This window comes from Corynebacterium sp. Marseille-Q4381 (assembly GCF_036881695.1).
In the GTDB taxonomy this organism is placed as follows: domain Bacteria; phylum Actinomycetota; class Actinomycetes; order Mycobacteriales; family Mycobacteriaceae; genus Corynebacterium.
Genome location: NZ_JBAJNR010000012.1, coordinates 21,557 through 47,862, shown reverse-complemented (window position 1 = coordinate 47,862; position 26,306 = coordinate 21,557). Strand labels below are relative to the sequence as shown.

Genomic DNA, 26,306 nt, shown 5'->3' with positions numbered 1-26,306 from the left:
CCCCCATTTAGAGCGCAAGTAGGCGGGAGGGCCTCGCCCCCTTTTCGGGCCCCCTTCTCAGCTCGTAGGAGCTCGCTCGAACTAGTACGAGCTCGACCCGCCCGCGCCGGAGAACCCGGAGCTGAAGCCCGTGTTCGCGCTGGACGAGGAGCTCTGCGCCTGCGCGGCCTGGTGCGCCGCCACGTTGGACGCGTGCCACGAGTTCATCGTCGCGTACGGCACGTAGTTGACGTAGATGAAGTCTGGGTCCGTCAGGCGCGGCTGTTGCAGTGCGTTGTACTCCTTCACGTCGGAGAACTCGCGGCGCTTGATCTCCTCGAGCACCAGCGTGTAGTCGCCCAAGATGCGGGTGAACTGGTCGACGAACTGCGGGTAGTCCGGATTCTGGTCCAGGTAGTCCAGGCTGCGTTCCAGCTCTGCCAGGTCCCGCTTGAGCTCCTTGTCCTTCACTTTGCGGCGCGCCTGAATCACGTCGGCGCGGACCTCGGTGATGATCACGCGGCGCTCCGCTGCGTCGCCCTGCTCCACGGCGAAGAGGCGGTTGATGTTCTCCTCCGCGTTGCCGGCGTCTTGCACGGTCTCGGCGTACTGGGCGAGCTGCTTGTGGTTCTCCCACGCTTGGCGGTCGGTGCCCACCTCCAGCTGCATCGCGTCGTGCATGCTCAGGAAGCGGTCGCGCACCTCCTCCCACTGCTTGCGCAGCTCGGCGTTGGCGAACGCGCTGGAGACGGAGTTCGCGCGGATGTCCAGCTCGTCCAACCGCTGCGACAGACCCGTGTAGTCGGCGCCGATCAGCTCGTGGTCGGTGCGCGCCTGCGCAATGGCCTTGCGGCGCTTACCGCGGCGCGACGCGGCAACGGAGCCGCCGATTAAGGTTGCGCCGCCGCCGACGATGCCGCCGATGATCGCCGCTAAGGCCTGATCGGTCTCCCCGTCCTCCACCGGGTAGTTCTGGGCGCTCTCAGTATCCAACGCCATGTCGGCGCCGGCGAAGTAGCCGCCCGGCAGGTTGTTGTCGCGCAACCCCGGTTTCATCGCCTCGAGCGCGGACTCCAAGCGCTGACCGGAGCGCAGGTAGAGCTCGCTCGCCACGTCCTCGCCGGCGAAGATGAAGTTGTTTCGTCCCTCAACATCGGTGCCGATGATTAGCACTCCGTCCGCGAACGTGTCGTCGCCGATCTCGTCTGGGTAGTGGTCGCGCAGGAAGTTTTCTACCGAGTCGTTGACGTTGTCGCGCCCCTCGGCAAGCGTGATGTAGTGCAGCTTCGTGACCACTTCCGGGTGCGGCAGGCGCTCGGCGTCGCGCACCATGCGCTCCTCGTCTTCCGGGCTGACTACGTCGCTCGGGTCGGAGATCTCCACGTGCGGGGCCTGGGCCTGCGTGGCGATTGCCGCAGGCTCCGGCACGTCAGGAAGCGTGTGCCCGAGCGCGCCGGCGCCCACGGTCGCAAGCGCCGTCATCCCGATCACCGCGGCCCAGTCCTTCAGCGGCGTGCTCCGGGATCCGCGGTAGCCCTTGTCTACATTTCCGTTGGAAGCTTCAGACATGGGTTCATAGTACGGCGGCGGGGGAGGGATTGAAGGGAGCGTCGATAAGCAACTTGTCCTGTTGCCACCCGTGCTACGTTCAAGCTGTACAACCCCACTACGGATCGTTCGGCACGTACCTGCCGATGGAGGAGAACATCATGGCATCTGTGACCTATGAGCAGGCCACCCGCATCTACCCCGGCGCGGACAAGCCGAGCGTGGACCGGCTCAACCTCGACATCGCCGACGGCGAGTTCCTCGTGCTGGTCGGCCCGTCGGGCTCCGGCAAGTCGACTGCGCTGCGCATGCTCGCGGGCCTGGAGGAGACCAACGAAGGCCGCATCCTGATCGGGGACCGCGACGTGACCAACGCGAGCCCGAAGGACCGCGACATCGCCATGGTGTTCCAGAACTACGCCCTGTACCCGCACATGACCGTGCGCGAGAACATCGGCTTCGCGCTGAAGATCGCCGGCATGGACAAGGCGGAGATCAACCGCCGCGTGGAGGAAGCGGCGCAGACGCTCGACCTGACCCAGTACCTGGACCGCAAGCCGAAGGCCCTGTCCGGCGGCCAGCGCCAGCGTGTGGCCATGGGCCGCGCCATTGTTCGCGAACCGCAGGTGTTTCTAATGGATGAGCCGCTGTCCAACCTGGATGCAAAGCTGCGCGTGCAGACCCGCACCCAGATCGCCAACCTGCAGCGCCGCATGGGCGTGACCACGATCTACGTCACGCACGACCAGACCGAGGCGCTGACCATGGGCGACCGCATCGCCGTGTTGAACTTCGGCGTGCTGCAGCAGGTGGGCACCCCGCGCGAGCTGTACGACCACCCGGACAACGTCTTCGTCGCCGGCTTCATCGGCTCCCCGGCGATGAACCTGTCCACCTTCGACGTCGACGCCGCATCGAAGGCCGCGCGCATCGGTGAGGCCAGCATTCCGCTTAGCCAAGACACCTTGGCCGCCATCACCCCCGAAGACAACGGGCAGGTCATTCTTGGTTTTAGGCCCGAGGCACTTGAGCTTGTGGACGGCGCGGTGGCCTCCCAGGAGCACACCATCCCGGTGGAAGTCGACTTCGTTGAGGAGCTCGGCTCCGACTCCTACGTCTACGGCCACCTGGCCGGCGGCAGCTGGCGCGCGGCGGGCCGCGACGAGTCGGATGCGGGCCAGATCGTCGTGCGCACCCCACCTTTGTCCGGCGCGCGCGAGGGCGACGTTATCCACGTCCGCATCAAGGACGGCGGCCTGCACGCCTTCTCCAAGGCGACCGGCAACCGCATCTAGGCGGCGGCCTAGGTGGAAAAACTCAACGTTGTTTCCCCGCAGTACGCACCCACGCTGCTGAAGATGCCGTGGTCGCTACCCCTTGAGCAGTGGAGCGGCGACCTGCTTGCGGCCCTGCCGCGCGGCATCTCGCGCCACACTGTGCGCCTAATCTCGGCGGACGGGCTGGTGTTTGCCGTCAAAGAGATCGGCGAGGAGGTCGCGTACCACGAGTACCGCATGCTGCGGCGGCTGAAGGAGCTCGACGCGCCCTGCGTTGAGCCGGTGGCGGTGATCACGCACCGCACCGATGCCGCGGGCGAGCCGCTCACCGCCTGCCTGGTCACCGAGCACCTGCGTTTCTCGCTGCCGTACCGCGACGTGTTCTCCCGCGTGCTCTCCCCGGACACCGTGACCAAGCTGGTGCGCGCACTGGCCGTGCTCCTGGTTCGCCTGCACCTGCTGAACTTCTACTGGGGCGACGTGTCGCTGTCCAACACGCTGTTTCGCCGCGACGCCGACGAGTTCTCCGCCTACCTGGTGGACGCGGAAACAGGCGAGTTCCACGAGCCGCTGTCCGAGGGGCGCAGGCTTTACGACGTCGACGTAGCCCGCGTCAATATCATCGGGGAGTTGATGGACCTCCAGTCCGGAGGGCTGATCGGCGCGGACGAGGACGTCATCGCGCTCGGCAACGACATCGAGCGCAACTACCTCGACCTGTGGGAACTCATGACCGGCGAGCTGGTGGCCGAGGACAGCCACGCCTTCGACGCGATCGCGGAGCGGGTGCGCCGCATCAACGAGCTCGGCTTCGACGTCGGAGAAACCGAGATCACCACCCGCGACGGCGTCCACCACGTTCGCATCGAGCCGGCGGTGTTCTCCACCGGCTTCAACCGCCGCAAGCTGATGGCCCTGACCGGTTTGGACGTGCAGGACCGCCAGGCGCAGCGGTTGCTGGGCGAGATGGAGGTCTACCGCTCCGTGCGCTACGGCGGCAAGCTGCCTTTGGAAGCCGTCGCGCACCGCTGGATGGTGAAAGAGTACGAGCCGGTGGTCAGCCTGGTGCCGGAGGAGCTGCGCGAAAAGCTGGAGCCGGCGCAGATCTTCCACGAGATCCTGGACCACCGCTGGTTTATGAGCCAGAACGACCGGCGCTTTGTGCCGCTGGCGGAAGCCGCGGAGTCCTACTTCGACTGGGTGCTGCCCAGCCGCCGGGACGAGGCGATGGTGTACCGCCTGCCCAACGAGGCGGGGGAGTGATCACGCTCACACCGTTTTGTCAGTTGTGCACACGTCACTAGAATGAAAGTTGTTACTTTTCCGAGTAGAAGGATTGCTCATGCGCAAGTTTTCCCGCGTGCTGGCCACCACCGCCGTGGCAGCACTGACCGCGACCAGCCTCACCGCCTGCGGCGGCAGCGGTGGCGAAGACGGTCCCAGCGTCTACTTCCTCAACTTCAAGCCGGAGCAGGACGCTGCCTACCAGCAGATTGCCCAGGAGTACACCGAGGAGACCGGCGTGCCGGTCAAGGTGGTCACCGCGGCATCCGGCAAGTACGAGCAGACGCTTCGTACTGAGGTGTCCAAGTCGGACGCCCCGACCCTGTTCCAGATGAACGGCCCGACCGGCTTCGACACCTGGAAGGACTACACCACCGACCTCTCCGACACCGAGGTGGCCAAGCAGCTCAACGAGGACGTCACCCCGCTCACCGGCGAGGACGGCTCCGTTCGCGGCGTTCCGTTCGCCGTTGAAGGCTTCGGCATCCTCTACAACGAGGAGATCCTGGACAAGTACTTCGCGCTGCCGGGCGCCGAGATCACCTCCATCGACCAGGTGAAGAACTTTGAGTCGCTGAAGAAGCTGGCCGAGGGCATGCAGGCGAAGAAGGACGAGCTGGGTATCGACGGCGCGTTTGCCTCCACCTCCCTCACCTCCGGTGAGGACTGGCGCTGGCAGACCCACCTGGCCAACGGCCCGATGCACTACGAGTTCGAGAACATCGGCGACCCGAACACCGCCGACGTGACCTTCGAGTACAACGAGGAGTTCAAGAACCTCTTCGATCTCTACCTGCAGAACTCCACCGTGGAGCCGTCTTTGGCACCGTCCAAGGCTGTGTCCGATTCCATGGCTGAGTTTGCGCTTGGCCAGGCAGCCATGGTGCAGAACGGTAACTGGGCGTGGAGCCAGATCGCCGACGTCAACGGCAACGTGGTCGAGGAGGACAAGATCAAGTTCCTCCCGATGTACATGGGCCTGCCGGACGAGGAAAACACCGGCATCAACGTGGGCACCGAGAACTACTTCGCCGTGAACTCGGAAGCCTCCGAGGAGGACCAGCAGGCGTCCAAGGACTTCCTGGATTGGCTGTTCACCTCGGAGAAGGGCAAGGAGCACGTGATCAACGACCTCGGCTTCATCGCCCCGTTTAAGAACTACTCCGAGACCGACGTCCCGGCTGACCCGCTGGCGAAGCAGGTCCAGGCAGCGATCTCTGACGATTCCGTCACCACCATCCCGTGGGACTTCCAGTACTTCCCCTCCCAGCAGTTCAAGGACCTCTTCGGCGGCAACCTTGCGCAGTATGCAAGCGGGAACATGGAGTGGGATGATGTAGTGGCCAAGTTCGTCGAGGACTGGAAGGCTGAGAAGCGCACCAACTAAGTCGCTTATACGCACCGAAATGAATACGAACGCGGAGCGCACGATCGCCGAGTAGGCGACCGTGTGCTTCGCGTTTTTCCGAAAGAGGCACCCGATGCAGCAATCTTTGAAGAAGTACTTCCCAATCTTTGTGCTGCCCACCCTGATCGCGTTTCTGATCGCGTTCTTGGTCCCGTTCGTCATGGGCTTCTTGCTCTCGTTCACCAAGTTCACGACGATCACCAACGCCACCTGGGTGGGCCTAGACAACTACGCACAAGCGTTTAGCGCCCGCGAGGGATTCGTCCGCTCGTTCGGGTTCACCGCGCTGGTGTCCATCGTCTCCATCATCACGGTGAACGTCTTCGCGTTCGCCATCGCCTGGGTGCTCACCCGCAAGCTGAAGGGCACCAACTTCTTCCGCACGATCTTCTTCATGCCGAACCTCATCGGCGGCATCGTGTTGGGCTACACCTGGCAGTCCATGATCAACGCGGTGCTGGCCCGCTACGGCACCACCATCGTGTCCGACTGGAAGTACGGCTTCGCCGGCCTGATCATCCTTCTGAACTGGCAGCTGGTGGGCTACATGATGATCATCTACATCGCGGGCCTGCAGAACGTCCCGCCGGAGCTGATCGAGGCCGCCGAGCTCGACGGCGTCTCCCGCTGGGAGATGCTGCGCCACGTGACCATCCCGATGATCATGCCGTCGATCACCATCTGCTTGTTCCTCACCCTGTCGAACACGTTCAAGCTGTTCGACCAGAACCTGGCGCTGACCAACGGTGCCCCAGGCGGGCAGACCGAGATGGTGGCGCTCAACATCGTCAACACCATGTTTAACCGCGTCGGCGTGGAAGGCGTGGGTCAAGCGAAGGCCGTGATCTTCGTCGTGGTCGTCGTTGTCATCGCAATGTTCCAGCTGCGCGCTACCCGCAGCAGGGAAGTGGAGGCGTAGAAACCATGACTAGCCGTATCAACCCATCGATGAACTCCACACCAGGCCCCAACGAGGGCAAGGTGGGCGTGGACACCGAGGCGTCGCGCAGCGGGACTTCGGATCTCGCGCTCGACGCGGATACCGACACCGAGGCGGAAGTTTTCGGCACCTCGAAGCGCGACCGTAAGCGCGAGTCCGCCGCAGCTGCCTCCCAGGCGCGCGTCTCCGGCGGCGCGAAGGTGCTCATTTACGCGGTGCTGGTCTTCCTCACCGTCGTGTTCTTGGGCCCGATCTTCTTTATCCTGCTGAACTCCTTCAAGCAGAAGTTCTCCATCTCGAACAATCCGTTCGCACTCCCGCTGGGAGACATGTGGGCCGGGTTCGAGAACTACATCACCGGCATCCAGGGCGAAGGTTTCGGCATGGCGATCGTCTGGTCGTTCGTGATCACGATCCTCTCGGTCGCCGCGATTGTGTTCTTCAGCTCCATGACGGCGTACTACATCACCCGCGTGAAGACGTGGTGGACGGCGCTGCTGTACTACCTGTTCGTCTTCTCCATGGTTATCCCGTTCCAGATGGTGATGTTTCCGACCGTGGCCATCGCCGACCGCCTGAGCCTGGACAACCCGCTCGGCATGGTCGTGCTCTACATGGGCTTCGGCGCCGGCTTGAGCGTGTTCATGTTCGCTGGTTTTGTGAAGTCGATCCCGCTTGAGATCGAGGAAGCCGCGGTTATCGACGGCTGCTCGCCGCTGACCACCTTCTTCCGCGTGGTGCTGCCGATGCTGAAACCCACCGCGATTACGGTGGCGATCCTGAACGCCATGTGGGTGTGGAACGACTACCTGCTGCCGTACCTGGTCATCGGCCTGTCCACCCCGTACCGCACGATCCCGGTCGTGATCCAGCAGTTCGTCGGCTCCCAGGGCAACCGCGACATGGGCGCCATGATGGCCATGCTGGTGCTGGCGATCATCCCGATCGTTATCTTCTACATGTCCGCCCAGAAGCACATCGTGGAAGGTGTCGCCGCTGGTGCCGTGAAGGGCTAGGCTCTATCGGGTGCTGCACCCTGACTCTCGGTTCATGTCCGCCATCACCTTGATGGCGGACATTGTCATTCTCAACATGCTTTTGGTGGTCAGCTGCTTGCCAATTGTGACGGTGGGCGCCGCTGTGCGTGCCGCCAGCGCCGTCGCACGCGATATGGCCGCCGGCATTGGGTCGCGCTACCACTTGCAGTTCTTCCGGGAGCTCACGTTGCGGTGGAAGCCGGTGTCCCTTTTCTGGGGTCTCTTCGCAGTCCTCAGCGCGCTGTTGGTCTACCAACAGTTCGTCGTTTTCCAAGCCGGCGTGGGCGGCGCCGCGCTCACGGTCATTCAGGCGCTTGCGCTCTCGGGTGCGTTCATCATCGCCGGCATCAGCGTCTGGTTCTTCGGGCTCGCCTCCACCCGCGGTGAGGACCGCGGTGAGGACCGTGGGTTTGCGGACTACTTCACCGCGGCCACGCTGATGGCGTTCCGCTTCCTCGGCCGCACCGTTCTAGCAGTCGCGATCCTCGTCGCCGCTGCCGCCGTCATCGTGGCGTTGCCCATCGCGTGGGCGGTGCCGCTGACGTTCTTCTTTGTGCCGGCCTTCGCGATCTACCTCATTCGGCTCGTGATCGCGGGGCCGCTTGGAGAGCAGCTCGGGGTGGACTAGGCCGGGGTGGACTAGACGGAGCCGCCTAGAACGGCTCCGCGACCGCCCGGGCGAGCACCACGGCTTGCTCGTCAATGCGCTCGGTCAGCTTCGCCTCGACGCTCTCCAGCGCCTCAGAGGTGAGGAACCACCCCGCCCAGGCAGTCTTGCCGGGGGAGAATATGCCGTCGCCCTTGCCGATGATGTTCAGCGTCGCGTCGCGAACCCACAGCGGCCCGATCCACTTCGCCTGCTCCGTGCTCTCCATCTCGGAGATGGTGGGGTGGAAGGCGACGGCGTTGACGTCGGCAAGCAGTGCGCTGAAAAGCTGCTGTGCCACCGCCTCGTTGGTTTCCGTGCCGAGGTACACAACGGTGATGAGGGAGAGCTCGCCCTCGATGCCGTCGCGGACCTCGAGCTCCGAGATGCCGCCGAGGGTCGACGGGTAGCGGGTGGGATCAGCAGGGCCTTCGAAGAAGAAGTCCTCCATGGCTTCGTCCCGGTCCGCTACCACGAAATCAACCAGCGCGTTCAGCTCGTAGAGGTTCATCGTCTCCGGGGCGGGCATGTTCGCGTACGCCGCTTCGCACCGCAGGTCCCACAGGAAGAAGTCGCTCTCGATCGGGTGGGGCCGGGGCGAGATCGCAACCACCTCGGCGCGGCTCGCGCTTACGCGAGCGCGGAAGAGCTCGTACGCGTCGTCGAGGTCCTCCTCGTGTGCGACGAAGTGGTTGGAAACGATCTCAAAAGCCATGGAGGCTAGCGTAGCGGGTTAGTTACTTTGCTAGCCGATACCTGCGATTCCGGCTCGTGGGCGGGGCAGTTGGAGAAATCTCGCCTGCATCGATGAGTTTGCGTAAACGGGGTCGAAGACTTCCGAGGGTGATACCAAGTGCCTCCGCAATCTCTCGGGCGGACAACTCAACCCCATCAGCCAGCAGCCTCGAGATTTCCTCATCAGCCCCCGCCGTTCGCGTCGATTGAAAGGTGAAGGAGTCCGTTTCTCCCGCCGGAGCCAGAATGTGCTTATCGACGAGACCGTTGAGCACCTCTCTCGCGTCATTGCTATCCAGACCAATGTTGTTCTTCAGCTCTCGAACGGATACGGCCCCTAAACCGTGCGCAATCGCCAGAACAATGTGCTCCTCGCGTGTGGCGTCAGGAGCGACAGATTCTAACCACGCGGCGATCTCGGGAGTCAGGAGGCCGAAACGAAACAGTGTGACGGTGAAATCACTGATAGTGGCGGTAAACAACGGTTGGGGAAGTCCCTGGTGCTGCATACCGAGCTTCATTCGCTGGATGCCGCTGCCCTGGTTTTCCGCAACACGGGATGACCCCCCTGGCGACGGGAGGTGGCTCAAGAGGTTAGCGAGCGCAGGGTTGCGCGTCGTCGAGCGGTTTTCGTCCAAATTCTCCACAGTGCGATCGCCCCAGAGACCGCCCGGGTTGTTGATCTCCACCCTGTCGGGGTAGATGTCGATCTGCACTTGCCTGCCCTGCACCTGAGGGTTGTAGTCGCGGTGCATTACTGCGTTGACCACAGCTTCGCGGATCGCGATCTCCGGAATCTCCGGTTCATCGACCATCACCGAATCTCGTTCCACCGCCCGAGTCCGCAAGTTCGCCATCACCGTCTGGATTGCAGTTTCAACGGCAATCGGCAGCGGGCCGTCGCACTGCTTACGGTCCAGGAACCGCACTTCGCTGGCCGATTTCTCAGTCATCGGGTGCACCGCAACGTCGATGAAGAGCTGCGGGTAGAACTGCTGCGGATATGTTCCAAGCGCTAGGAGCCCAGCCAACGTCGGCTTGCCCTCAGCATCGACAACATGGAGACGCTCCAGCGCTTCAGTGTCATTCCGAGTGCCGTACATCAGACGGGATCCGGACTTCACAAACGAATCCAATAAAGCAACCCAGGCAGACCTTTCGAGATCGTCGACTGCAGCCAGTGGCGGCGTGGCCAGCTCCGCTACGTCTGTCTCAAACAACGACGACAGTTGGAAGATTTCGTATGAGGACAACCTCTGATCGCCGTCCAGCACCCGCTTGTACGAACCGTTGCGCGGGCCTTGCGACGTTACGAAGCACGGCATCTGCTTACCGAGCTTCGGGTCATCCCGCATCGGATGCACCGTGATCACAATGACCGGCTGGTCTTCAAACTCGTCGGCCTCAATCTCCGTCCGCGGCATCGGAGTGACGCCGGGATCTTCTCTAGATGGGCGGAACGCGTCCTCGACCCGATCCGCCGCGCGACGATAATCAAAATCCGGCTGATATGGAACGTTCCACGCTGCTGATCTTCAGAGACACCTAGGACGATGATGCCGCCGCGAGTGTTCGCGAAGGCGCTCACCGTACTCCAAAATCCCTTGTCCAGTTTGCCCGTGCCACTCTTGGCCTCAACGCAATGGTCGTCGTCTCCCTGACGGTTGAGGCGTTCCATGATGCGCTCCATGCGTTCACTCACACCGTCACTATAGTGAGATTCTTCAGTGAAGACGTCACTTTTACAGTGACAGACCTGATTTGGCGTCACTTCGTTCACTGAGAGCATCACTTTCCATAGTGACGACCCGATTTTTACAGTGAGGACACAGTGACGGCTAAGTGACGTGCACTGAGGCCAAAGAAAAGCTCCCCGCCGCGGCTGATTGCTCAGCCCGCGATCGGGGAGTGGTGATCTAAAGATCCAACGCTTGGTTAGCGCACGACGGTGGAACCCTCAGAGGCAGCACCCTCCGTTTCACGTGAAACATTACCGGAGATCTTGCCGGACGCGAACTTGTTCACGATCAGCGCGATGGCACCGTCGCCGGTGACGTTCGCAGCGGTACCGAAGGAGTCGACCACGATGTAGGCGGCGATCATGAGGGAGACCATGGACTCGTCGAAGCCCAGGTTCGCCTGCAGCAAGCCAACAGCTGCCATGATCGCGCCACCTGGGACGCCCGGCGCGGCGATCATCATGATGCCCAGCAGCAGCACGAAGCCGATAATCTCTCCAGGGCCAACGTCCAAGTTGCCCATGAACACGATCGCGAGCGCGTACAGGGTGATCTTCATCATCGACCCGGAGAGGTGGATGGTTGCGCAGAGCGGAACCACGAAACCGGCGACATCCTCGTCCACCTTGTTCTTCAAAGTGGAGGCGTAGGTGACCGGGATGGTCGCGGCGGAGGAGGAGGTACCCAGCGCGGTGAAGTACGCCGGCGCCATGTTCTTCAGCGCGGTGAACGGGTTCACGCCAGCCACGGCACCTGCCACGAGGTACTGCAGCAGGATGATGACGAGCGTCATGACGATGGAGAGCACCAGCACCGTGCCGAAGGCCGCCATCGTGGAGCCGAAGTTTTCGTTCATGCCCAGGTTCAGGAAGGTGCCGAAGATGTAGATCGGCAGCAGCGGAATGACGAAGCTGGTGACCACTTTCAGGATCACCTCGTTGAGCTCCTGCAGCAGCGCGTACATGTTGTCGGATTTCACCGCCGTCATGGCCAAGCCCACCACAAAGGCGAGCAGCAGCGCAGACATAACCGCGAACGGCGCGGGCATCTCAACGGTGAAGTAGGGGGCGAGGCCGCCAGCTTCCGGGTCGTCCACGTTGGTGATGAGGGTTCGGCCGTCAAGAAGCCTCGGGTACAGCGCCGAAGCCGTACCCCACGCAATCAGGCCGGAGATAACCGTGGAGCCATAGGCAATGCCGGCCGTAGCCCCCAGCCACTTACCCGCGCCTTGGCCAAGACCCGCGATCGCAGGCGCGATGAGACCGAAGATGAGCACCGGCACGAAGAAGCCGAGGAAGTTGGAGAACAGGCCGTTGAACGTGACGAAGACGCGCGCCAGCCAGGCGGGGAAAAACAAGCTGCACAACCAGCCGCCGATGATGGCGACCACGATCCAGAACAGCAGCGAGTTCAGGAGTTTCGATTTCATACCGGAAGACCTTCACTAGTGGAACGGGAATTGCAAGACCATTTTCCCCCACGGATGGGCCAATCGAGGAATTATTGGAGAATTTTATTGGTCACCCCGCCCGGTTTATGCTGGTTGCTATGAGCCCATTTGCCACTACGACCACCCTCAACGTGGTCCTCGGTATCATCTTTTTGCTCGCGGCGATCTTCTTCCTCGTCACTGGCGGCATGGCAACCGCCGGCAAACTCCCCGGCAACACTGTGATCGGCCTGCGCGTGCCCGAGGTGCGGAAGAACGAATCCACGTGGGTCCAGGCGCACCGTGTCGTCGGCCCGTTCTGGGTCCTCACCGGCCTCGCCATGGCCATCGGCGCAGCGTTCGCGTTCATCGCGCACGGCTGGGTGTGGATTGCGCCGGTTATCGCGCTGGTTGCGGCAGTTATTGCGCTGTCGGTGGGAGGGAACTTCGGCGCCAGGGCAGCGCTGCTTGTCGACGCAGCCCAGAACTCCACCACCGCCGAACCCGCACCCAGCCCCGCCGTGGATCTGGACGCGCTGCGCAACGCTGCAAGTAAAGCAGACGGCGAGGCGTAGTTACTGCTACGCTGTGATCCGTGACTCGTTTCAACACCCAACTCAGCATCTGGTGGTGGCGCGCGTAGACGGCGTGCCATGAGTCTGCAACAATCTCTCATACATTCTCCGGCCCGCCAGCTTGATTCAAACCAAGCACCGCGGGCCTTTGCTCTACATACCCTCGGTGCACAGAACAAAACCAAGGACAACAGATGAGCAACCCACCACCACCACGGTTCACGCGCCGCGAGGTGCGCTACCACGAGGACGTCTCCAGCCTCTTCGCGCACCTCGGCGGATTAGACGAGACCGATTCGGTGCTTTTAGAGTCCGCCGATATCACCACCAAGTCGGGGCTGCATTCGCTTGCGGTGCTCAAGGCGTCGCTGCGCGTGACATGCAACGGCACGCGGGTAACGGTGGAGCCGTTCACCGCCTCGGGCGAGGTACTCGCTGCCCGCGCCGCCCAGCAACTCACTGAGTACGCAGCGGGGGAGCACGCTTACGAGTTTCCCGCCTCTCGCGCCGAGGACGAGCGCGAGCGGCTCACCGCCACATCGTCGGTGGAGGTGCTGCGGGCGCTGACCACAAGTGCGGACTACAGCAACGAGGATTTCCCGATGCTGGCCGGCGGCTTCGCGTTCGACTACCTCGAAACCTTCGAGACGCTGCCCGCGGTTGAGGACGGCCCGAACACGTACCCCGACTACCAATTCGTCCTCGCAGAAGTGCTGCTGCGCGTCGACCACCAAGCCCAGACGGCGTACCTCGCCGGCGTGGACGCCGCGGGCGACGGGATCGATCTCGACGAACTCGCTGCGGCGATTGACGCAGCCGACCCCGACAACACCCACGCCTACTCGTCTGCCGGGGGCGGCGCCGGGACGCTTGTAACTCGGGCTGATGTGGGGGACAGGGAGTTTTGTGGGAGCGTCGACAAGCTGAAAGCTTCCATCTACAACGGCGACATCTACCAAGTGGTGCCTGCGCGGGCCTTCGAGGCCGAGTGCGCGGACGCGTTTGCCGCGTACCGGCGCCTGCGCGCGACCAACCCCTCGCCGTACATGTTCTACGTCCGCGGCGTTGACAGGGCGGGCGAGCCGTACCAGCTCTTTGGCGCGTCGCCGGAATCCAACCTGAAGTTCGACGCGGCGACACGCGAAGTGCAGCTGTACCCGATCGCGGGCACCCGGCCGCGCGGGTTGAACGCCGACGGGACCGTCAACCACGAGCTGGACACCCGGATGGAACTGCAACTGCGCACGGACGCAAAGGAGGTTGCAGAGCACACCATGCTGGTGGATCTCGCCCGCAACGACCTCGCCCGCGTGGCCAAGCCGGGTACCCGCAAGGTGGCGGAGCTGCTTCAGGTGGACCGCTACTCGCGCGTCATGCACCTCGTCAGCCGGGTCACGGCGACGCTTGCAGACGACCTTGACTCCCTCGATGCCTACCGCGCCTGCATGAACATGGGCACGCTTACCGGCGCGCCCAAGCTGCGGGCCACGGAGCTGCTCCGCGAGGCGGAGGGAACCCGCCGCGGCTCGTACGGCGGCGCCGTCGGGTACCTGCACGGCACGGGCGACTTCGATACCTGCATTGTTATCCGTTCCGCCTATGTTTCACGTGAAACAGCGGTCGTTCAGGCGGGCGCCGGCGTGGTCCGGGACTCGGTCCCGCAGGCCGAGGCGGACGAAACCCTGCACAAGGCGTACGCCGTGCTCAACGCGCTGGCGCAGGCCGCCAGCGCCGAACTGGAGGTGACCAAATGAGAATCGTGCTGCTGGATAACCAGGACTCCTTCGTCTATAACCTCGTGGACGCGCTGCACGGCATCGGTAACCACGAGATGGCGGTGTACCGCAACACCGTGCCCGCCGACACCGTCCTCGGTGGCGGGGCGGGGGAGAAGGAGCCAGACCTCATCGTGCTCTCGCCCGGGCCCGGCTACCCGGCCGACGCCGGCTGCATGATGGAGGTTATCGCCAAAGCGCAGGGGCGAATCCCGCTGCTCGGCATCTGCCTCGGGTACCAGGCGCTGATCGAGCACTTCGGTGGCGCGGTTGAGCCGTGTGGGCCGGTGCACGGGGCGTCGATAAGCATGCAGCTCACCCCGGCCGGGCAGGACAGCCCGCTCTTTACCGGCTTGACCCTCGGCGGCACCCCAGGCGAGCCGGGCATCGACGTGCCGGTGGCGCGCTACCACTCTCTCGGCGCGACCCGCGAGCCGGGCGGCGTGCGCGCTCTCGCGTGGACCGAGACCGAGATCGGCAGCGTCATCATGGCCGCCGAGACGACCGATAGCATGTCTATCGGGCTGCAATTCCACCCCGAATCCATCCTCTCGCCGTCTGGGCCGATTCTGCTCGAGCGGTGCGTAACCACGTTGCTTGAAGAAAGGACTCCGAACAATGGCAAGTGACACATCGCTCGAAATTCTCCGCCGCTTTTTGGACAACCGCGAGCCGTCCCTCGAGGAGGCCATCGAGGCTTTCACTCCGCTCACCGTGGGCGACTACGACGACGTCCACATCTCAGCCCTTCTGGCCACGATCCGCACCCGGGGTGAAACCTTCGCCGACACCGCCGGTGCTGCGCGCGCATTCCTCGCCGCGGGCCGGCCGTTCCCCGTGACGGGGGAGGGGATCATGGACACCGCAGGCACAGGCGGTGATGGAGCCAACACGATCAACATCACCACGGCCGCCTCGCTCACCGCGGCCGCTGGAGGCGTGAAAATGGTCAAGCACGGCAACCGCTCCGTGTCTTCGAAGTCCGGCTCCGCTGACGTGCTCGAGGCGCTCAACATCCCGCTCGACCTGGATCCGGAGCGCGCCGTGCGCCAGTTCGAGTCCTCGAACTTCACGTTCCTCTTCGCGCCCGCCTACAACCCAGCGGTCGCGCACGTGCAGCCGGTGCGCAAGGCCCTCGGTGTGCCCACGCTGTTCAACACCATGGGCCCGCTGCTCTCGCCGGCGCATCCCGAATACCAGATCATGGGTATCGCGAACCCCAAGCAGGGGCAGATGATCGCGGAAACCCTGCGTGAGTTGGGCCGCGGCCGCGCACTCGTCGTGCACGGGGCGGGCACAGACGAGATCGCTGTCCACGGCGAGACGCTCGTGTGGGAGCTCGACCGCGAGGGCAATATCACCCACTACACCGTGACCCCCGAGGAGCTCGGCGTCACCCGGCACTCGCTAGCAGACCTCGCGGGCGGCGACGGCGCCGAGAACGCCGCCATGATGCGAGACACCTTCGCAGGCGTCGGCCCCCGCGCACACCGGGACGCGATCGCCGTGTCCGCCGGCGCGATGTTCTACCTCTACGGCATTACCAACACCATTGCGGACGGCGTCGCGCACGCGGGCAAGCTGATCGATAACGGAACGGTTGCCCAGTGGCTGAAGACGCACGAGGAGGCGGACTACAGTGAGTAGCCTCGCCACCGTCCTCGAAGAAATCGTCGAGGGACGGAAACGTCACCTTGACGAAATCCGGCAACGCGTAGCACACGTTGATTTCGACACGTTACCCAAATCGGAGCGCTCGCTGTACGACAACTTGAAGCGCCCCGGAACGAGCTTCATCCTCGAGTGCAAGTCCTCCTCGCCGTCGCTCGGCACGATCCGCGAGCACTACGAACCGGGGGAGATCGCCGCGGTATACTCGCGGTCGCGGAACCTGGCGGCGGGCATCTCCGTGCTGTGTGAGCCCGACCGCTTCGGCGGGGACTACGATCACCTCGCCACCGTCGCCGCCACCACCCACTTGCCGGTACTGTGCAAGGACTTCATCATCGACGAGGTCCAGGTCTACGCCGCGCGCTACTACGGCGCCGACGCAATCCTGCTCATGCTTTCGGTGCTTGATGATGCCACCTATACCCGACTTTCCGCCCTTGCCGGCTCCCTCGGCATGGACGTGCTGACCGAGATCATCGACGAAGAAGAAGCCGAGCGCGCCGCCCGCCTGGGCGCCAAGATCTTCGGCGTCAACCACCGCAACCTCCACGACTTAAGCATCGACCTCAGCCGCTCCGCCCGCCTCGCAGCCCACGCCCCGGCCGACGCCGCCGTCGTCTCCGAGTCCGGCATCCGCACCGTTGAGACAGTGCGCCAACTCGGCGCTCACTCCGACGGCTTCCTCGTCGGATCACAACTCACGAGCCAACCAGACGTCGACCTCGCCGTGCGCGAACTCGTGTACGGCCCGAACAAGGTGTGCGGACTCACCTCGCGGACCGCGGCCCAGGCGGCCAAAGCTGCGGGCGCAGTGTACGGCGGCCTCATCTTCGAGGATGGGAGCCCGCGCAATGTTTCACGTGAAACGGCGCGCGACATCATCGACCACGAACTGGGTCTGCGCTACGTCGCGGTATCCCGCCGCAGCGAGGGCTACGGGGCTTTGCTTATCGACGGCATCGTCGCCGTCCAAGTCCACGCCCCCTACCAGGGAAGCGCGGAGGCCGAACGGGCCCTGCTCGAGCGGGTCCGCGACGAGGTCGACGGACGGGCTGAAGTCTGGCGCGCCGTCTCCATGACCGCGCCCGAGGGCCCCGAGACCGCCAACTTCTTGGCGGAGGCAGGTCTCGCCGACCGGCTGGTCCTCGACTCCGGCCAGGGCGGTACCGGCGAAGCTTTTGACTGGGCGACCGTCTCCGACACCGTCAAGCACCACTCGCTGCTGGCCGGCGGCATCGGCCCGGAGAACATCGAAGCCGCCCTTCGCGTTGGCTGCCTCGGCGTCGACCTCAACTCCGGCGTGGAGTACCCCGCCACCGCAGGGGAATGGGCAGGCAAGAAGGACGCTGGTGCACTCCGCAACGTCTTCCGCACGATCGGCAACTTCCACTACTAAACCCGCATTATCTGAAAGAGCACTCTATGTCTGATTACGCTCACGGCGGCAGCACCATCCTGCCCGCCTACTACGGTGAGTTCGGCGGCCAGTTCGTGCCGGAATCCCTTTTGCCCGCGCTCGACCAGCTCGAACGAGCCTTCGTCGACGCGATGGAGGACGAGGAGTTCATGAGCGAGTACCGCGCTCTGCTGCGCGACTACCTCGGCCGCCCGACCCCGCTCACCGAGTGCCGCAACCTGCCGCTCGACGGCGCGAACGCGCGCATCTTTCTCAAGCGCGAGGATCTTGTCCACGGCGGCGCCCACAAGACGAACCAGGTGATCGGTCAGGCGCTGTTGGCGAAGAAGATAGGCAAGACGCGCATCATCGCTGAGACCGGCGCCGGCCAGCACGGCACCGCAACCGCGCTCGCCTGCGCCCTGCTCGACCTCGAGTGCATCATCTACATGGGCAAGGTGGACATGGCCCGCCAAGAGCCGAACGTCTACCGGATGCGTCTCATGGGCGCTGAGGTGGTCGGCGTCGAGTCCGGCGCCGGCACGCTGAAGGACGCGGTGAACGAAGCGCTGCGCGACTGGACCGCAACGTTCCACGAGTCCCACTACCTCCTCGGCACGGCTGCGGGCCCGCACCCGTTCCCGAAGATTGTGAAAGAATTCCACCGCGTCATCTCCACCGAGGCGCGCGCCCAAATGCTGGAGCGCATCGGCCAGCTCCCGGACGTTGTGGTCGCCTGCGTTGGCGGCGGATCCAACGCCATTGGCATGTTCGCCGACTTTATTGATGACGAGGGCGTGGAACTCGTCGGCGCCGAGCCGGGCGGCGAGGGCTTCGGCGTTGGCAAGCACGGGGCGGCCATCGCCGCCGGCACTGTGGGCATCCTCCACGGCACCCGCTCCTACTTGATGCGCGACGCCGACGGGCAGGTAGAGGAGTCCTACTCCATCTCCGCCGGTCTGGACTACCCGGCCGTTGGCCCGGAGCACGCGCACTTGGCCAACACCGGCCGCGCGACCTACGTACCCGTCACCGACGAGGAGGCGCTCCGCGCCTTCCAGCTGCTGTCCAAGGAGGAGGGCATCATCCCGGCGCTCGAGTCCTCCCACGCGCTGGCATACGCGCTACAGCGCGCTGCCGATCACCCGAAAGACGCGGAGCCGCTGAACATCCTGGTCTCCCTCTCCGGCCGCGGCGACAAGGATGTCGCCCACGTGCGCGAGACGCTGGAGCAGCACACCGACTGGGTGATCCCGGGCAAGCTCCGCGCCGCCGACACCGAGACCGACACCGAGACCACCGGTTCCCCCGAACACGCCGAGGAGGCGAAGTAGATGACCCGCTACGAAAACACATTCACTCGCCTCGCAGACAGCGGTGAGGGCGCATTCGTCCCCTTCATCATGCTGTCGGATCCCACGCCGGAGGACGCGGTGGAAATCATCTCGACCGTGATCGAAGCCGGCGCCGATGCTGTTGAACTCGGCGTGCCGTTCTCTGATCCTGTCGCCGACGGTCCCGCGATCCAGGGGGCGCACGTCCGCGCGCTCGACGGCGGCGCGACCGTGGATCAGGCGCTGGAGCAGATCTCCGCACTGCGAGAGCGCTATCCGGAGATCCCGATCGGCATGTTGATCTACGCCAACGTGGCATACGTGCGCGGGGTAGAACAGTTCTACACCGCGTTCAGCGAAGCCGGAGCTGACAGCATCTTGCTTCCCGACGTCCCCGTGCGCGAGTCACAGCCGTTCACCGCGGCTGCCGAAGCCGCGGGCATCGACCCGATTTACATCGCTCCGGCGAAGGCGTCTAAGGAGACTCTGGAGGGTGTCGCAGCGAACTCGCGCGGCTACATTTACGCCATCTCCCGCGACGGTGTCACCGGCGCAGACAAGGAGGCAACGGTTGACGGGCTTCGCGAAGTCGTCGACAACGTGCGCGCCTTCGGCGGCGCTCCGGTACTCCTCGGCTTCGGCATTTCGAAGCCGGAGCACGTCCGCGATGCGATCGCCGCTGGCGCGGCCGGCGCCATCACCGGATCCGCAATCGCGAACATCGTGGCGAAGCACGTGGAACACGAGCACCCGAACCCAGGCCGAGTAACAGACATGGAGGCGCTGAAATCGGAGCTGACGGCATACGTTCAGGCCATGAAACAGGCTACGGTGAAGCCATGACACACGCACCTGAGACCGCTCAACCGTCCTGCTCCCGCCGCCTGTTCCTGCTCGGCTCGGCGACCACCTTTGCCGGCGCGTTCCTCGCTGCCTGCGGCTCGCCCGCCCCGGCAGAGATTGCGGAGACCGATGTTCCCGTCGGCAGCGCGGTGATCGTGGACAACTTCATCATTGCCCAGCCGACTGCGGGCAACTACGTCGCGTACTCGACGCTGTGCCCGCACGAGGGCGCTCGCATCACCAAAGTGCAGGGCGACGAGGTCCGCTGCATGAAGCACGGCTCCACCTTCGCAATCGAAGACGGAGCCGTTATTACCGGCCCGGCAGAGAAGCCGCTGCAGCCGGCGTCGGTGATAAACAACGGCGGTACGCTCACCGTCGAGTAGCTCCGACCTCGCTAGGCCCAACCGCGGAAGTAGGAGTCCGGGTAGGGCAGCTCCTCTGCGGGCACGCCCCCCTCACTCAATGCGTTCAGCGCCCACTCCGAGTCGCGCAGCGCAGCGCGGCCGATCATGACGGCATCGGCGGCACCGGATGCCACGACCTCGTCTGCTTGTTCTGGTGTGGTGATGAGGCCGACGGCGGCCGTCGGCAAGCCTGCGGCTTCCTTCACCGCCTTTGCGTGGTCCACCTGGTACCCGGGAGCAACCGGCACCTTTGCCTTGGTGTTCCCTCCGGTGGACACGTCGATCAGGTCGACACCGTGGTCCTTCAGCTGCGGGGCAAGCCACTGCGAATCCTCCAGCGTCCAACCCTCGGGGTCCAGCCACTCGCTGACGGAGAGGCGCACGAAGAGTGGCATCGTGTCGGGGATCGCGCTGCGAACCGCATCGACGACCTCGAGCAGGAGGCGGGCGCGGTTCTCGCAGCTGCCGCCGTACTCATCGGTGCGCTCGTTGGAGAACGGGGAGAGGAACTGGTGCAGCAAGTAGCCGTGGGCAGAGTGGATCTCCACGAAATCGACGCCGATGTTCACCGCGCGCTTCGCGGCCTCAGCGAAGTGGCCGGGCAGAGCGCGCACTTCTTCGGTCGTGAGCTCGCGGGGCGGGTTGTGGCCGCCGGCAGGAACAGGGGAGGGGCCCACCGTCTGCCAACCGCCCTCCTCAACCGGGATGGTGCGGCGGCCTGCCAGCTGCGGCAGCATCGCGAACGAAGAACCTTTGCGGCCGGCGTGGTTGAGCTGGATGCCAAATGTGGCGCCCTGCGACTTGGCGAAGGCCACGATCGGCGCCCACGCCGCAGCGTGCTCGTCGCTCCACAGGCCGGCGCAGTAGTTGGAGATGCGTCCCTCCGGGACCACCGCGGTCGCCTCAGCAACGATGAGACCGAAGCCGCCGGCGGCGCGGGCCCCGTAGTGCATCATGTGCCAGTCGTTCGGCATGCCGTCTTCCTCGCGGCAGCGGTACTGGCACATCGGCGGGAGCCAGATGCGGTTTCGCGCGGTGGCGGATCGGATAGTCAAAGGTTCATTCAAGCTCATACTCGCGAGGGTACGCCCGAGAGACGCGGGCCGTTCGTAGAATTACCTGCATGCCCGGTTTCTTAAGAAAAATCGATCCGCTGCTCATCGGCATCTTCGTCGCGGCGATTATCGCGTTCATTTTTCCCGCCCGCGGGGGATTCGCGGACGGTTTCGACGTCGCCGTGAAAGTCGCCATCGCGCTGCTCTTCTTCCTCTACGGCGCGCGCCTGTCCACGCAGGAGGCGCTGAAGGGCCTCACGCACTGGCGCCTTCATCTGGTGATCCTCGCGTTCACCTTCGCTGTGTACCCACTGATCGGACTAGCGCTGCGGCCGATGACCGCGTTCATGTCGACGGAGCTTTACCAGGGCGTGCTGTTCATGACGCTGGTGCCGTCGACGGTGCAATCGTCGGTTGCGCTCACAGGCATCGCGCGCGGCAACGTCTCGGGCGCGGTCGTGGCCGCCTCAGTGTCGTCCCTCGTCGGTGTCATTGTCACCCCGCTGCTCGTCATGTTGCTCATGGGCGCGGGCAACGGCGTGCAGGTGGACGCGTCGGTGTTCACCGATATCGCCCTCCAGCTGCTGCTGCCGTTCGTGCTGGGCCAGCTGGCGCACAATTTCGTCCCGAAGATCGCTGACGTAGCGAAGTCCAAGGCAACGAAGATTGTGGACCGGGGCTCAATCTGGATGGTGGTCTACGCCGCGTTTTCCAAGGGCGTCGTCTCTGGTGTGTGGTCGAACGTGACGTTCCTAGAGATCGCGTCGCTCATCGTGCTGACGGCTATCTTGGTGGCGGCGATGCTCTGGCTGACCAAGGCAGTCCCGAGGGCAATCGGGTTCGACCGCGCGGATATCGTTACTGTGCAGATGTGCGGCACCCAGAAATCGCTTGCCACGGGCCTGCCGATGGCAACGGTGATCTTCGGCGGCGAGGCCCTAGGCGTGCTCATCATCCCGCTGATGATCTACCACATGGTGCAGCTGGTGATGTGCTCCGCGTACGTCTCCCGCATCGCCGAGAGCGACACCGCAATCGCATAACCCACGAAAGGCGTTTCACGTGAAACATTACGTTCGGCTCCACTACTCCGTCCCCGAGCTCGGCGGCGAGCTGCTCAATATCGCCGAGTTGGAGGAGATCAACGACGCCGCGTGCACCATGCTCCGCATGATCGAGCTCGACCCGGCCGAAACGATTACAGGCATCTACATCGACGGCCGCGTGCACGGCCAGGCCAACGTGCCCATGGACACCGTGCCCCACCCAAAGACGTACGGCGCCATCGAAGGCATTGAGGCCACCCACCTCACCGCAGAAGAGTTCGAGGGGCTTTGGGAGGAAGCGAGCGCGAAGTTCCCCCACTAGGGCATTGCTGCTTAACGACGAAACCCCCACCACAATCACCGGCCCGGTGAATCTGGTGGGGGTTTGGCTTGCGCCTGCTAAGGCAACCTTAGAACTTGATCAGGCCCTGCTGGAACGCCCATGCGCCACCGCCGAGGACGGCGAGGATCGCAGCGGCGATGCCGGTGCCGACCAGGATGTCGTGGGTGGTGCCGACCTTGTAGCCGCGGGCGGCGTCGTTCCTAGTGGAAGAATTGACCTGCTCGAGGACACTCTTGCCTTCAGACGACTTCTTGTAGGGCGCGGAGAACCCAGAGCCCTCGGTGATGAGCTCCTTGACCTTGCCACCGTAGATGTAGCCGGTCACGTAGCTGTCGTCCAGTTCCGAGGAACGCGTGGTCTCCGAAGAGCGGTTGGTCTCGGACGAGCGGTCGGTCTCAGCAGCCTGTGCCGGGATGCCGACCAGGGCGAGGGAGGTGGCAGCAGCCAGGGTTGCAGCGGTGAAACGCTTCATGGGGTGTCTCCTTGTCAAGTTGAATGGAGCGCCAGTAGTTCTGACGAAGCCAACATAACCCGGGCTTCCGTAGAAGAGCAAACAATTTATCCTGGGAATTTAAGGTGTAACGCGGTCAGTACCCGCGCCGATACGGGCTTCCACAAAGCCCCGTCTACCTAGAACACCCAGTTGACAAACACCATGTAGATGGCTGTTCCGGCGAGGATGGAAAGGGCCATGGAGCGTCGCCAAGCATGGAGACCAAGGGTGGCAGCCGCAGCCAAAAGCGCGGCGGCGATACCCCCGTTCTCGCTCTCGGCGCCCCCGATGGAGTAGACAACTAACACTGTCATCACACCCACGGGCATGGTGATCCCGAGGAAGTCCAGCAGCGGGCTGCCGCGGAGCACACGGCGGAAGACGAAGGGAAGCGCGCGGAGCACGAGTGTCACGGTCGCCACGGGAATGAGCACGCTCCACACCGCCGCCGCGGTGATGCTGGCAGGAAGTCCCACCGCTTACACCTTCCACAGCACAGCGCTGTCGACAAGCGGCGACCAGAACCGGACCAGCAGCAGCACAAAGTAGGTCACGAGCGCGACGATGAGCATCTGGGCGGGGAAGCCGAGGAACGCGATCACACCCACCAGCAGTGCAGTCACCACTAGGGAGACATCGCGCGTGGACTGAAACGCTTCGTACGCCAGGACGATGAACAGGGCGGTGAGAGCGAACTCGAGGCCCTTCACGTCCGGAGGGATCACCGCTCCAGCAAGCGCGCCGACGATGCCGGACAGCACCCAGAACAGCTGAACGACGACCTGGATCGTCAGGATGCGCACGCCAGTCAGGCGCTCGGTCTTCGGCAAGGCGGAGACGACGGCGTAGCTTTCGTCTGTGAGCGCGTAGGCGCCATAGGCGCGGCCAAGCGGAGAACGGACCTTTTCCAGGGGGTAGGTCAGCCCGTAGAAAATGTGCCGGAAGTTCACCATGAAGCCGGTCACCGCAGCGGCAGCAGGGCCAGCGCCCGCCAGCACCATGTTGAGCGCCACGAACTCCATCGAGCCCGCGTAGATCACCACGGAAAAGATCGGGGTCCACCACCAAGCGAACCCGGACTGCGTCATCAGCACCCCGAAGGCCAACCCCAGCGGGATCAGCCCGAGGCCGACGAGCCAGATGTCCTTCAGCCCGCGCCGTAACTCGCGCGATGTTTCACGTGAAACAGCCATCCCTAGCCCCGCCTAGAGCTCCTCTTGGTTTGCAGGAAACGTGGCAAAGAGGGGGAGCGGCATGGGCTGGCGGCGCATCACGCCGCCCCACAGATCTGCCGCGCCGGCCGCGATCACGTCCGACGGCAGCGCCGGGGTGACGTACCAGTCGCCGCGCGCAATCTCCTCCTCCAGTTGGCCGGTGTCCCAGCCGGAATAGCCGGCGAAGATGCGCAAGCCCTCAATGTCGTCCGCGATCACCTCTGGCGAGACGCCTAGATCGATGTGCACCAGCTTGTTGGCAAGCCTGGTGTAGTGGGGCTGGTGGTCGATGTCCACACCGTTCTTTGTCACCCCGACCGCCACCGCGGCCTGCGGCATCACGGGCCCGCCAATGTACAGGGCGCGCGGTGAGGACACGAGGTCGTGCCACTCGGGGATAACAGTGTGGATCGCCAGCTCGCTGCGCCGGTTCAGCACGACGCCGACGGTGCCGTCGATGTCGCGTTCCAAGATGAGCACCACGGTGCGGGCGAACTCGGGGGAGAGCATCCCGGGCGAGGAGACCAGCAGCATGCCCGGCGCCGGCTCCTCGCGCTCCAGCGCGTTGAACAACCGGTCGGCGTAGAAAAACTCAGGCATCGGCGTTTCCGTCCTGCTGCGCAGCCCACCAGGCTTTCAGTTCCGCAACGGCCTCGTCGTGGTCCAGCTCGCCGCGCTCAAGGCGCAGCTCTTTCATGTACTTCCACGCCTTGCCCACCTCGGGGCCAGGCTTAAGGTCCAGGATCTGCATGATCTCGTTGCCGTCCAGGTCCGGGCGGACGCGAGCCAAGTCTTCCTTTTCCGCCAGCTCAGCGATGCGGTCCTCGAGGTGGTCGTAGGTGCGCTGCAGCCGCGCGGCCTTCCTCGGGTTGCGCGTGGTGGAGTCAGCGCGCACCAGCTTGTGCAGGCGGGGGAGAAGCTCGCCCGCGTCCGTGACGTAGCGGCGCACGGCCGAGTCGGTCCACTGGCCCTCGCTGAAACCGTGGAAGCGCATGTGGAGAAACACCAGCTGCCCCACGTCCTCGATGACGTGCTTCGGGTACTTCAGCGCCTTCAGACGCTTGCGCGCCATTTTCGCGCCCACCACCTCGTGGTGGTGGAAGCTCACGCCGCCGCCCTCCTTCACCGCGCGGGTGTCAGGCTTGCCAATGTCGTGCAGAAGCGCGGCCCACCGCAGCTTCAGGTCGGGACCCTCCTCCGAGTCTTCGAGCTCCGTCGCCTGCCGCAGCACGGTCAGCGAGTGGCGGTAGACGTCTTTGTGCTGCATGTGCTCGTCGCGCTCAAGCTTCAGCGCGGGGATCTCCGGCAGGATGTGATCGGCCAGACCCGTCTCCACGAGCAGCTCAATGCCCTCCCACGGCTGCGCGCCGGCCATCAGCTTGTCCAGCTCGGCCTGCACGCGCTCCTTCGTGATGCGGTTGATCTCATCCGCCATGTCGCGCATCGCGTCGAAGACGCGGTCCGCCACGGAAAACCCCAGCTGGGAAACGAAGCGGGCGGCGCGGAGCATCCGCAGGGGATCGTCCCAGAAGCTCAGCTCCGGCGCCTGCGGCGTGTCCAGCCGGCGCGCAAGGACGTCCTCGAGGCCGCCGCAGGGGTCGTGGAAGGTGGGGTTGAGGTGGCCGTCGACAAGCAAAAGCTCCAGCGCCATCGCGTTGCACGCGAAATCGCGGCGCACCAGGTCACCCTCGATCGTGTCGCCGAAGGTGACCTCGGGGTTGCGCGACACACCGTCGTAGAGGTCGGCGCGGAACGTCGTGATTTCCACCTGGTTGCCGTGCTTCACCGCGCTCACCGTGCCGAAATCGATGCCGGTGTCCCAGGTTTTCTCGCCCCACGCGTCGAGAATCTCGCGGATCACCTCAGGCCGCGCCGAGGTAGTGAAGTCCAGGTCGTGGCCGACTTTGCCCAGCATCGCGTCGCGCACCGGGCCGCCCACAAGATATAAGGACTCCCCGCGCTCGGCGAAGGCGGCAGCCAACGGTTCTAGCAGGGCTTTTTGCTTGTCGACGCCCCGCTGCAGTCTCCCCATGACCACCGCCACCGCGTTCGGATCATCCGGTTCCGGCAGCTCATAAACACTCACCCGTGACACGATACCCGCGCTTCTCTCGAGACCCGATACGATGAGG

The 26,306-nt window shown here is 64.3% G+C and carries 27 protein-coding genes; 16 read left to right on the top strand and 11 right to left on the bottom strand.

Going from position 1 to position 26,306, the window contains the following annotated elements:
• Window positions 1-81 precede the first annotated feature (81 nt).
• Entirely contained in the window at window positions 82-1,548 is a 1,467-nt protein-coding gene (locus V6D40_RS09980; RefSeq protein ID WP_334290212.1) for a DUF5129 domain-containing protein, read from the bottom strand.
• 140 nt (window positions 1,549-1,688) lie between these two features.
• On the opposite strand from V6D40_RS09980, the gene V6D40_RS09975 reads away from it, so the two are divergent.
• The 6 genes from V6D40_RS09975 to V6D40_RS09950 all read left to right on the top strand — a co-directional run bounded on the left by V6D40_RS09975 (window position 1,689) and on the right by V6D40_RS09950 (window position 8,101).
• Entirely contained in the window at window positions 1,689-2,822 is a 1,134-nt protein-coding gene (locus V6D40_RS09975; protein WP_334290211.1) for an ABC transporter ATP-binding protein, read from the top strand.
• A gap of 63 nt (window positions 2,823-2,885) precedes the next feature.
• Window positions 2,886-4,067 (top strand): DUF4032 domain-containing protein, encoded by a 1,182-nt coding sequence (locus V6D40_RS09970; RefSeq protein WP_334290215.1) that lies wholly within the window; start codon window positions 2,886-2,888, stop codon window positions 4,065-4,067.
• Window positions 4,068-4,146: 79 nt separating this feature from the next.
• A complete protein-coding gene (locus tag V6D40_RS09965; RefSeq protein ID WP_334290210.1) occupies window positions 4,147-5,475 on the top strand; it encodes an ABC transporter substrate-binding protein in 1,329 nt (442 codons plus the stop codon).
• Between the two features lie 94 nt (window positions 5,476-5,569).
• Window positions 5,570-6,415: a carbohydrate ABC transporter permease gene (locus V6D40_RS09960; protein WP_334290209.1), complete on the top strand. Its 846-nt coding sequence runs from the start codon at window positions 5,570-5,572 to the stop codon at window positions 6,413-6,415.
• Window positions 6,416-6,420: 5 nt separating this feature from the next.
• Window positions 6,421-7,452: a carbohydrate ABC transporter permease gene (locus tag V6D40_RS09955; RefSeq protein WP_334290208.1), complete on the top strand. Its 1,032-nt coding sequence runs from the start codon at window positions 6,421-6,423 to the stop codon at window positions 7,450-7,452.
• A 10-nt stretch (window positions 7,453-7,462) separates the two neighbouring features.
• The gene (locus V6D40_RS09950) at window positions 7,463-8,101 is read left to right on the top strand and encodes a DUF624 domain-containing protein (protein WP_334290207.1); all 639 of its coding nucleotides are present in this window, start codon (window positions 7,463-7,465) and stop codon (window positions 8,099-8,101) included.
• A gap of 25 nt (window positions 8,102-8,126) precedes the next feature.
• Here the strand turns inward: V6D40_RS09950 and V6D40_RS09945 are convergent, their stop codons facing one another.
• The 4 genes from V6D40_RS09945 to V6D40_RS09935 all read right to left on the bottom strand — a co-directional run bounded on the left by V6D40_RS09945 (window position 8,127) and on the right by V6D40_RS09935 (window position 12,022).
• Window positions 8,127-8,834 carry a hypothetical protein gene (locus V6D40_RS09945; protein WP_334290206.1) on the bottom strand — a complete coding sequence of 236 codons (708 nt, stop codon included), beginning with the start codon at window positions 8,832-8,834 and terminating at the stop codon, window positions 8,127-8,129.
• Window positions 8,835-8,856: 22 nt separating this feature from the next.
• Window positions 8,857-10,278: an ATP-binding protein gene (locus tag V6D40_RS09940; protein ID WP_334290205.1), complete on the bottom strand. Its 1,422-nt coding sequence runs from the start codon at window positions 10,276-10,278 to the stop codon at window positions 8,857-8,859.
• A complete protein-coding gene (locus V6D40_RS10880; protein ID WP_442891914.1) occupies window positions 10,224-10,532 on the bottom strand; it encodes an AlbA family DNA-binding domain-containing protein in 309 nt (102 codons plus the stop codon). The genes V6D40_RS09940 and V6D40_RS10880 overlap by 55 nt, the downstream gene beginning before the upstream one ends.
• A 257-nt stretch (window positions 10,533-10,789) precedes the next feature.
• On the bottom strand, window positions 10,790-12,022 hold the full coding sequence (locus tag V6D40_RS09935; RefSeq protein ID WP_334290204.1) for a dicarboxylate/amino acid:cation symporter: 1,233 nt from the start codon (window positions 12,020-12,022) through the stop codon (window positions 10,790-10,792).
• Window positions 12,023-12,141: 119 nt separating this feature from the next.
• Here V6D40_RS09935 and V6D40_RS09930 point away from each other — a divergent pair, with 119 nt between their 5' ends.
• The 8 genes from V6D40_RS09930 (at window position 12,142) to V6D40_RS09895 (ending at window position 20,002) form a co-directional block, all read left to right on the top strand.
• A complete protein-coding gene (locus V6D40_RS09930) occupies window positions 12,142-12,597 on the top strand; it encodes an SdpI family protein (RefSeq protein ID WP_334290203.1) in 456 nt (151 codons plus the stop codon).
• A gap of 194 nt (window positions 12,598-12,791) precedes the next feature.
• The gene (locus tag V6D40_RS09925; RefSeq protein ID WP_334290202.1) at window positions 12,792-14,351 is read left to right on the top strand and encodes an anthranilate synthase component 1; all 1,560 of its coding nucleotides are present in this window, start codon (window positions 12,792-12,794) and stop codon (window positions 14,349-14,351) included.
• Window positions 14,348-15,001 (top strand): glutamine amidotransferase-related protein, encoded by a 654-nt coding sequence (locus V6D40_RS09920; RefSeq protein WP_334290201.1) that lies wholly within the window; start codon window positions 14,348-14,350, stop codon window positions 14,999-15,001. The genes V6D40_RS09925 and V6D40_RS09920 overlap by 4 nt, the downstream gene beginning before the upstream one ends.
• Window positions 14,991-16,019: an anthranilate phosphoribosyltransferase gene (gene trpD / locus V6D40_RS09915; RefSeq protein ID WP_334290200.1), complete on the top strand. Its 1,029-nt coding sequence runs from the start codon at window positions 14,991-14,993 to the stop codon at window positions 16,017-16,019. The genes V6D40_RS09920 and trpD overlap by 11 nt, the downstream gene beginning before the upstream one ends.
• The gene (gene trpCF, locus V6D40_RS09910) at window positions 16,012-17,439 is read left to right on the top strand and encodes a bifunctional indole-3-glycerol-phosphate synthase TrpC/phosphoribosylanthranilate isomerase TrpF (protein ID WP_334290199.1); all 1,428 of its coding nucleotides are present in this window, start codon (window positions 16,012-16,014) and stop codon (window positions 17,437-17,439) included. Before trpD ends, trpCF begins: the two co-directional genes overlap by 8 nt.
• A 26-nt stretch (window positions 17,440-17,465) precedes the next feature.
• Window positions 17,466-18,773 carry a tryptophan synthase subunit beta gene (gene trpB / locus V6D40_RS09905; protein ID WP_334290198.1) on the top strand — a complete coding sequence of 436 codons (1,308 nt, stop codon included), beginning with the start codon at window positions 17,466-17,468 and terminating at the stop codon, window positions 18,771-18,773.
• Window positions 18,774-19,616: a tryptophan synthase subunit alpha gene (gene trpA, locus V6D40_RS09900; RefSeq protein ID WP_334290197.1), complete on the top strand. Its 843-nt coding sequence runs from the start codon at window positions 18,774-18,776 to the stop codon at window positions 19,614-19,616.
• Window positions 19,613-20,002 (top strand): Rieske (2Fe-2S) protein, encoded by a 390-nt coding sequence (locus tag V6D40_RS09895; RefSeq protein WP_334290196.1) that lies wholly within the window; start codon window positions 19,613-19,615, stop codon window positions 20,000-20,002. The genes trpA and V6D40_RS09895 overlap by 4 nt, the downstream gene beginning before the upstream one ends.
• An 11-nt stretch (window positions 20,003-20,013) precedes the next feature.
• On the opposite strand, the gene V6D40_RS09890 is transcribed toward V6D40_RS09895, so the two are convergent.
• Window positions 20,014-21,096, bottom strand: a complete 1,083-nt coding sequence (locus V6D40_RS09890) for an NADH:flavin oxidoreductase/NADH oxidase (RefSeq protein WP_334290195.1) — start codon at window positions 21,094-21,096, stop codon at window positions 20,014-20,016.
• Window positions 21,097-21,146: 50 nt separating this feature from the next.
• On the opposite strand from V6D40_RS09890, the gene V6D40_RS09885 reads away from it, so the two are divergent.
• Together V6D40_RS09885 and V6D40_RS09880 are read left to right on the top strand one after the other, a co-directional pair.
• The gene (locus V6D40_RS09885; RefSeq protein WP_334290194.1) at window positions 21,147-22,121 is read left to right on the top strand and encodes a bile acid:sodium symporter family protein; all 975 of its coding nucleotides are present in this window, start codon (window positions 21,147-21,149) and stop codon (window positions 22,119-22,121) included.
• Window positions 22,122-22,140: 19 nt separating this feature from the next.
• Window positions 22,141-22,446: a hypothetical protein gene (locus V6D40_RS09880; protein ID WP_334290193.1), complete on the top strand. Its 306-nt coding sequence runs from the start codon at window positions 22,141-22,143 to the stop codon at window positions 22,444-22,446.
• A gap of 88 nt (window positions 22,447-22,534) precedes the next feature.
• Here V6D40_RS09880 and V6D40_RS09875 read toward each other — a convergent pair whose 3' ends face one another.
• From V6D40_RS09875 to V6D40_RS09855, 5 genes are all read right to left on the bottom strand, one after another.
• Window positions 22,535-22,939, bottom strand: a complete 405-nt coding sequence (locus V6D40_RS09875) for a hypothetical protein (protein ID WP_334290192.1) — start codon at window positions 22,937-22,939, stop codon at window positions 22,535-22,537.
• Window positions 22,940-23,097: 158 nt separating this feature from the next.
• On the bottom strand, window positions 23,098-23,436 hold the full coding sequence (locus tag V6D40_RS09870; protein WP_334290191.1) for a branched-chain amino acid transporter permease: 339 nt from the start codon (window positions 23,434-23,436) through the stop codon (window positions 23,098-23,100).
• Window positions 23,437-23,439: 3 nt separating this feature from the next.
• A complete protein-coding gene (locus tag V6D40_RS09865) occupies window positions 23,440-24,153 on the bottom strand; it encodes an AzlC family ABC transporter permease (RefSeq protein ID WP_334290190.1) in 714 nt (237 codons plus the stop codon).
• Between the two features lie 12 nt (window positions 24,154-24,165).
• Entirely contained in the window at window positions 24,166-24,774 is a 609-nt protein-coding gene (locus V6D40_RS09860) for a YqgE/AlgH family protein (protein ID WP_334290189.1), read from the bottom strand.
• Window positions 24,767-26,206, bottom strand: a complete 1,440-nt coding sequence (locus V6D40_RS09855) for a CCA tRNA nucleotidyltransferase (protein WP_334290214.1) — start codon at window positions 26,204-26,206, stop codon at window positions 24,767-24,769. Before V6D40_RS09855 ends, V6D40_RS09860 begins: the two co-directional genes overlap by 8 nt.
• Between the last annotated feature and the right edge of the window lie 100 nt (window positions 26,207-26,306).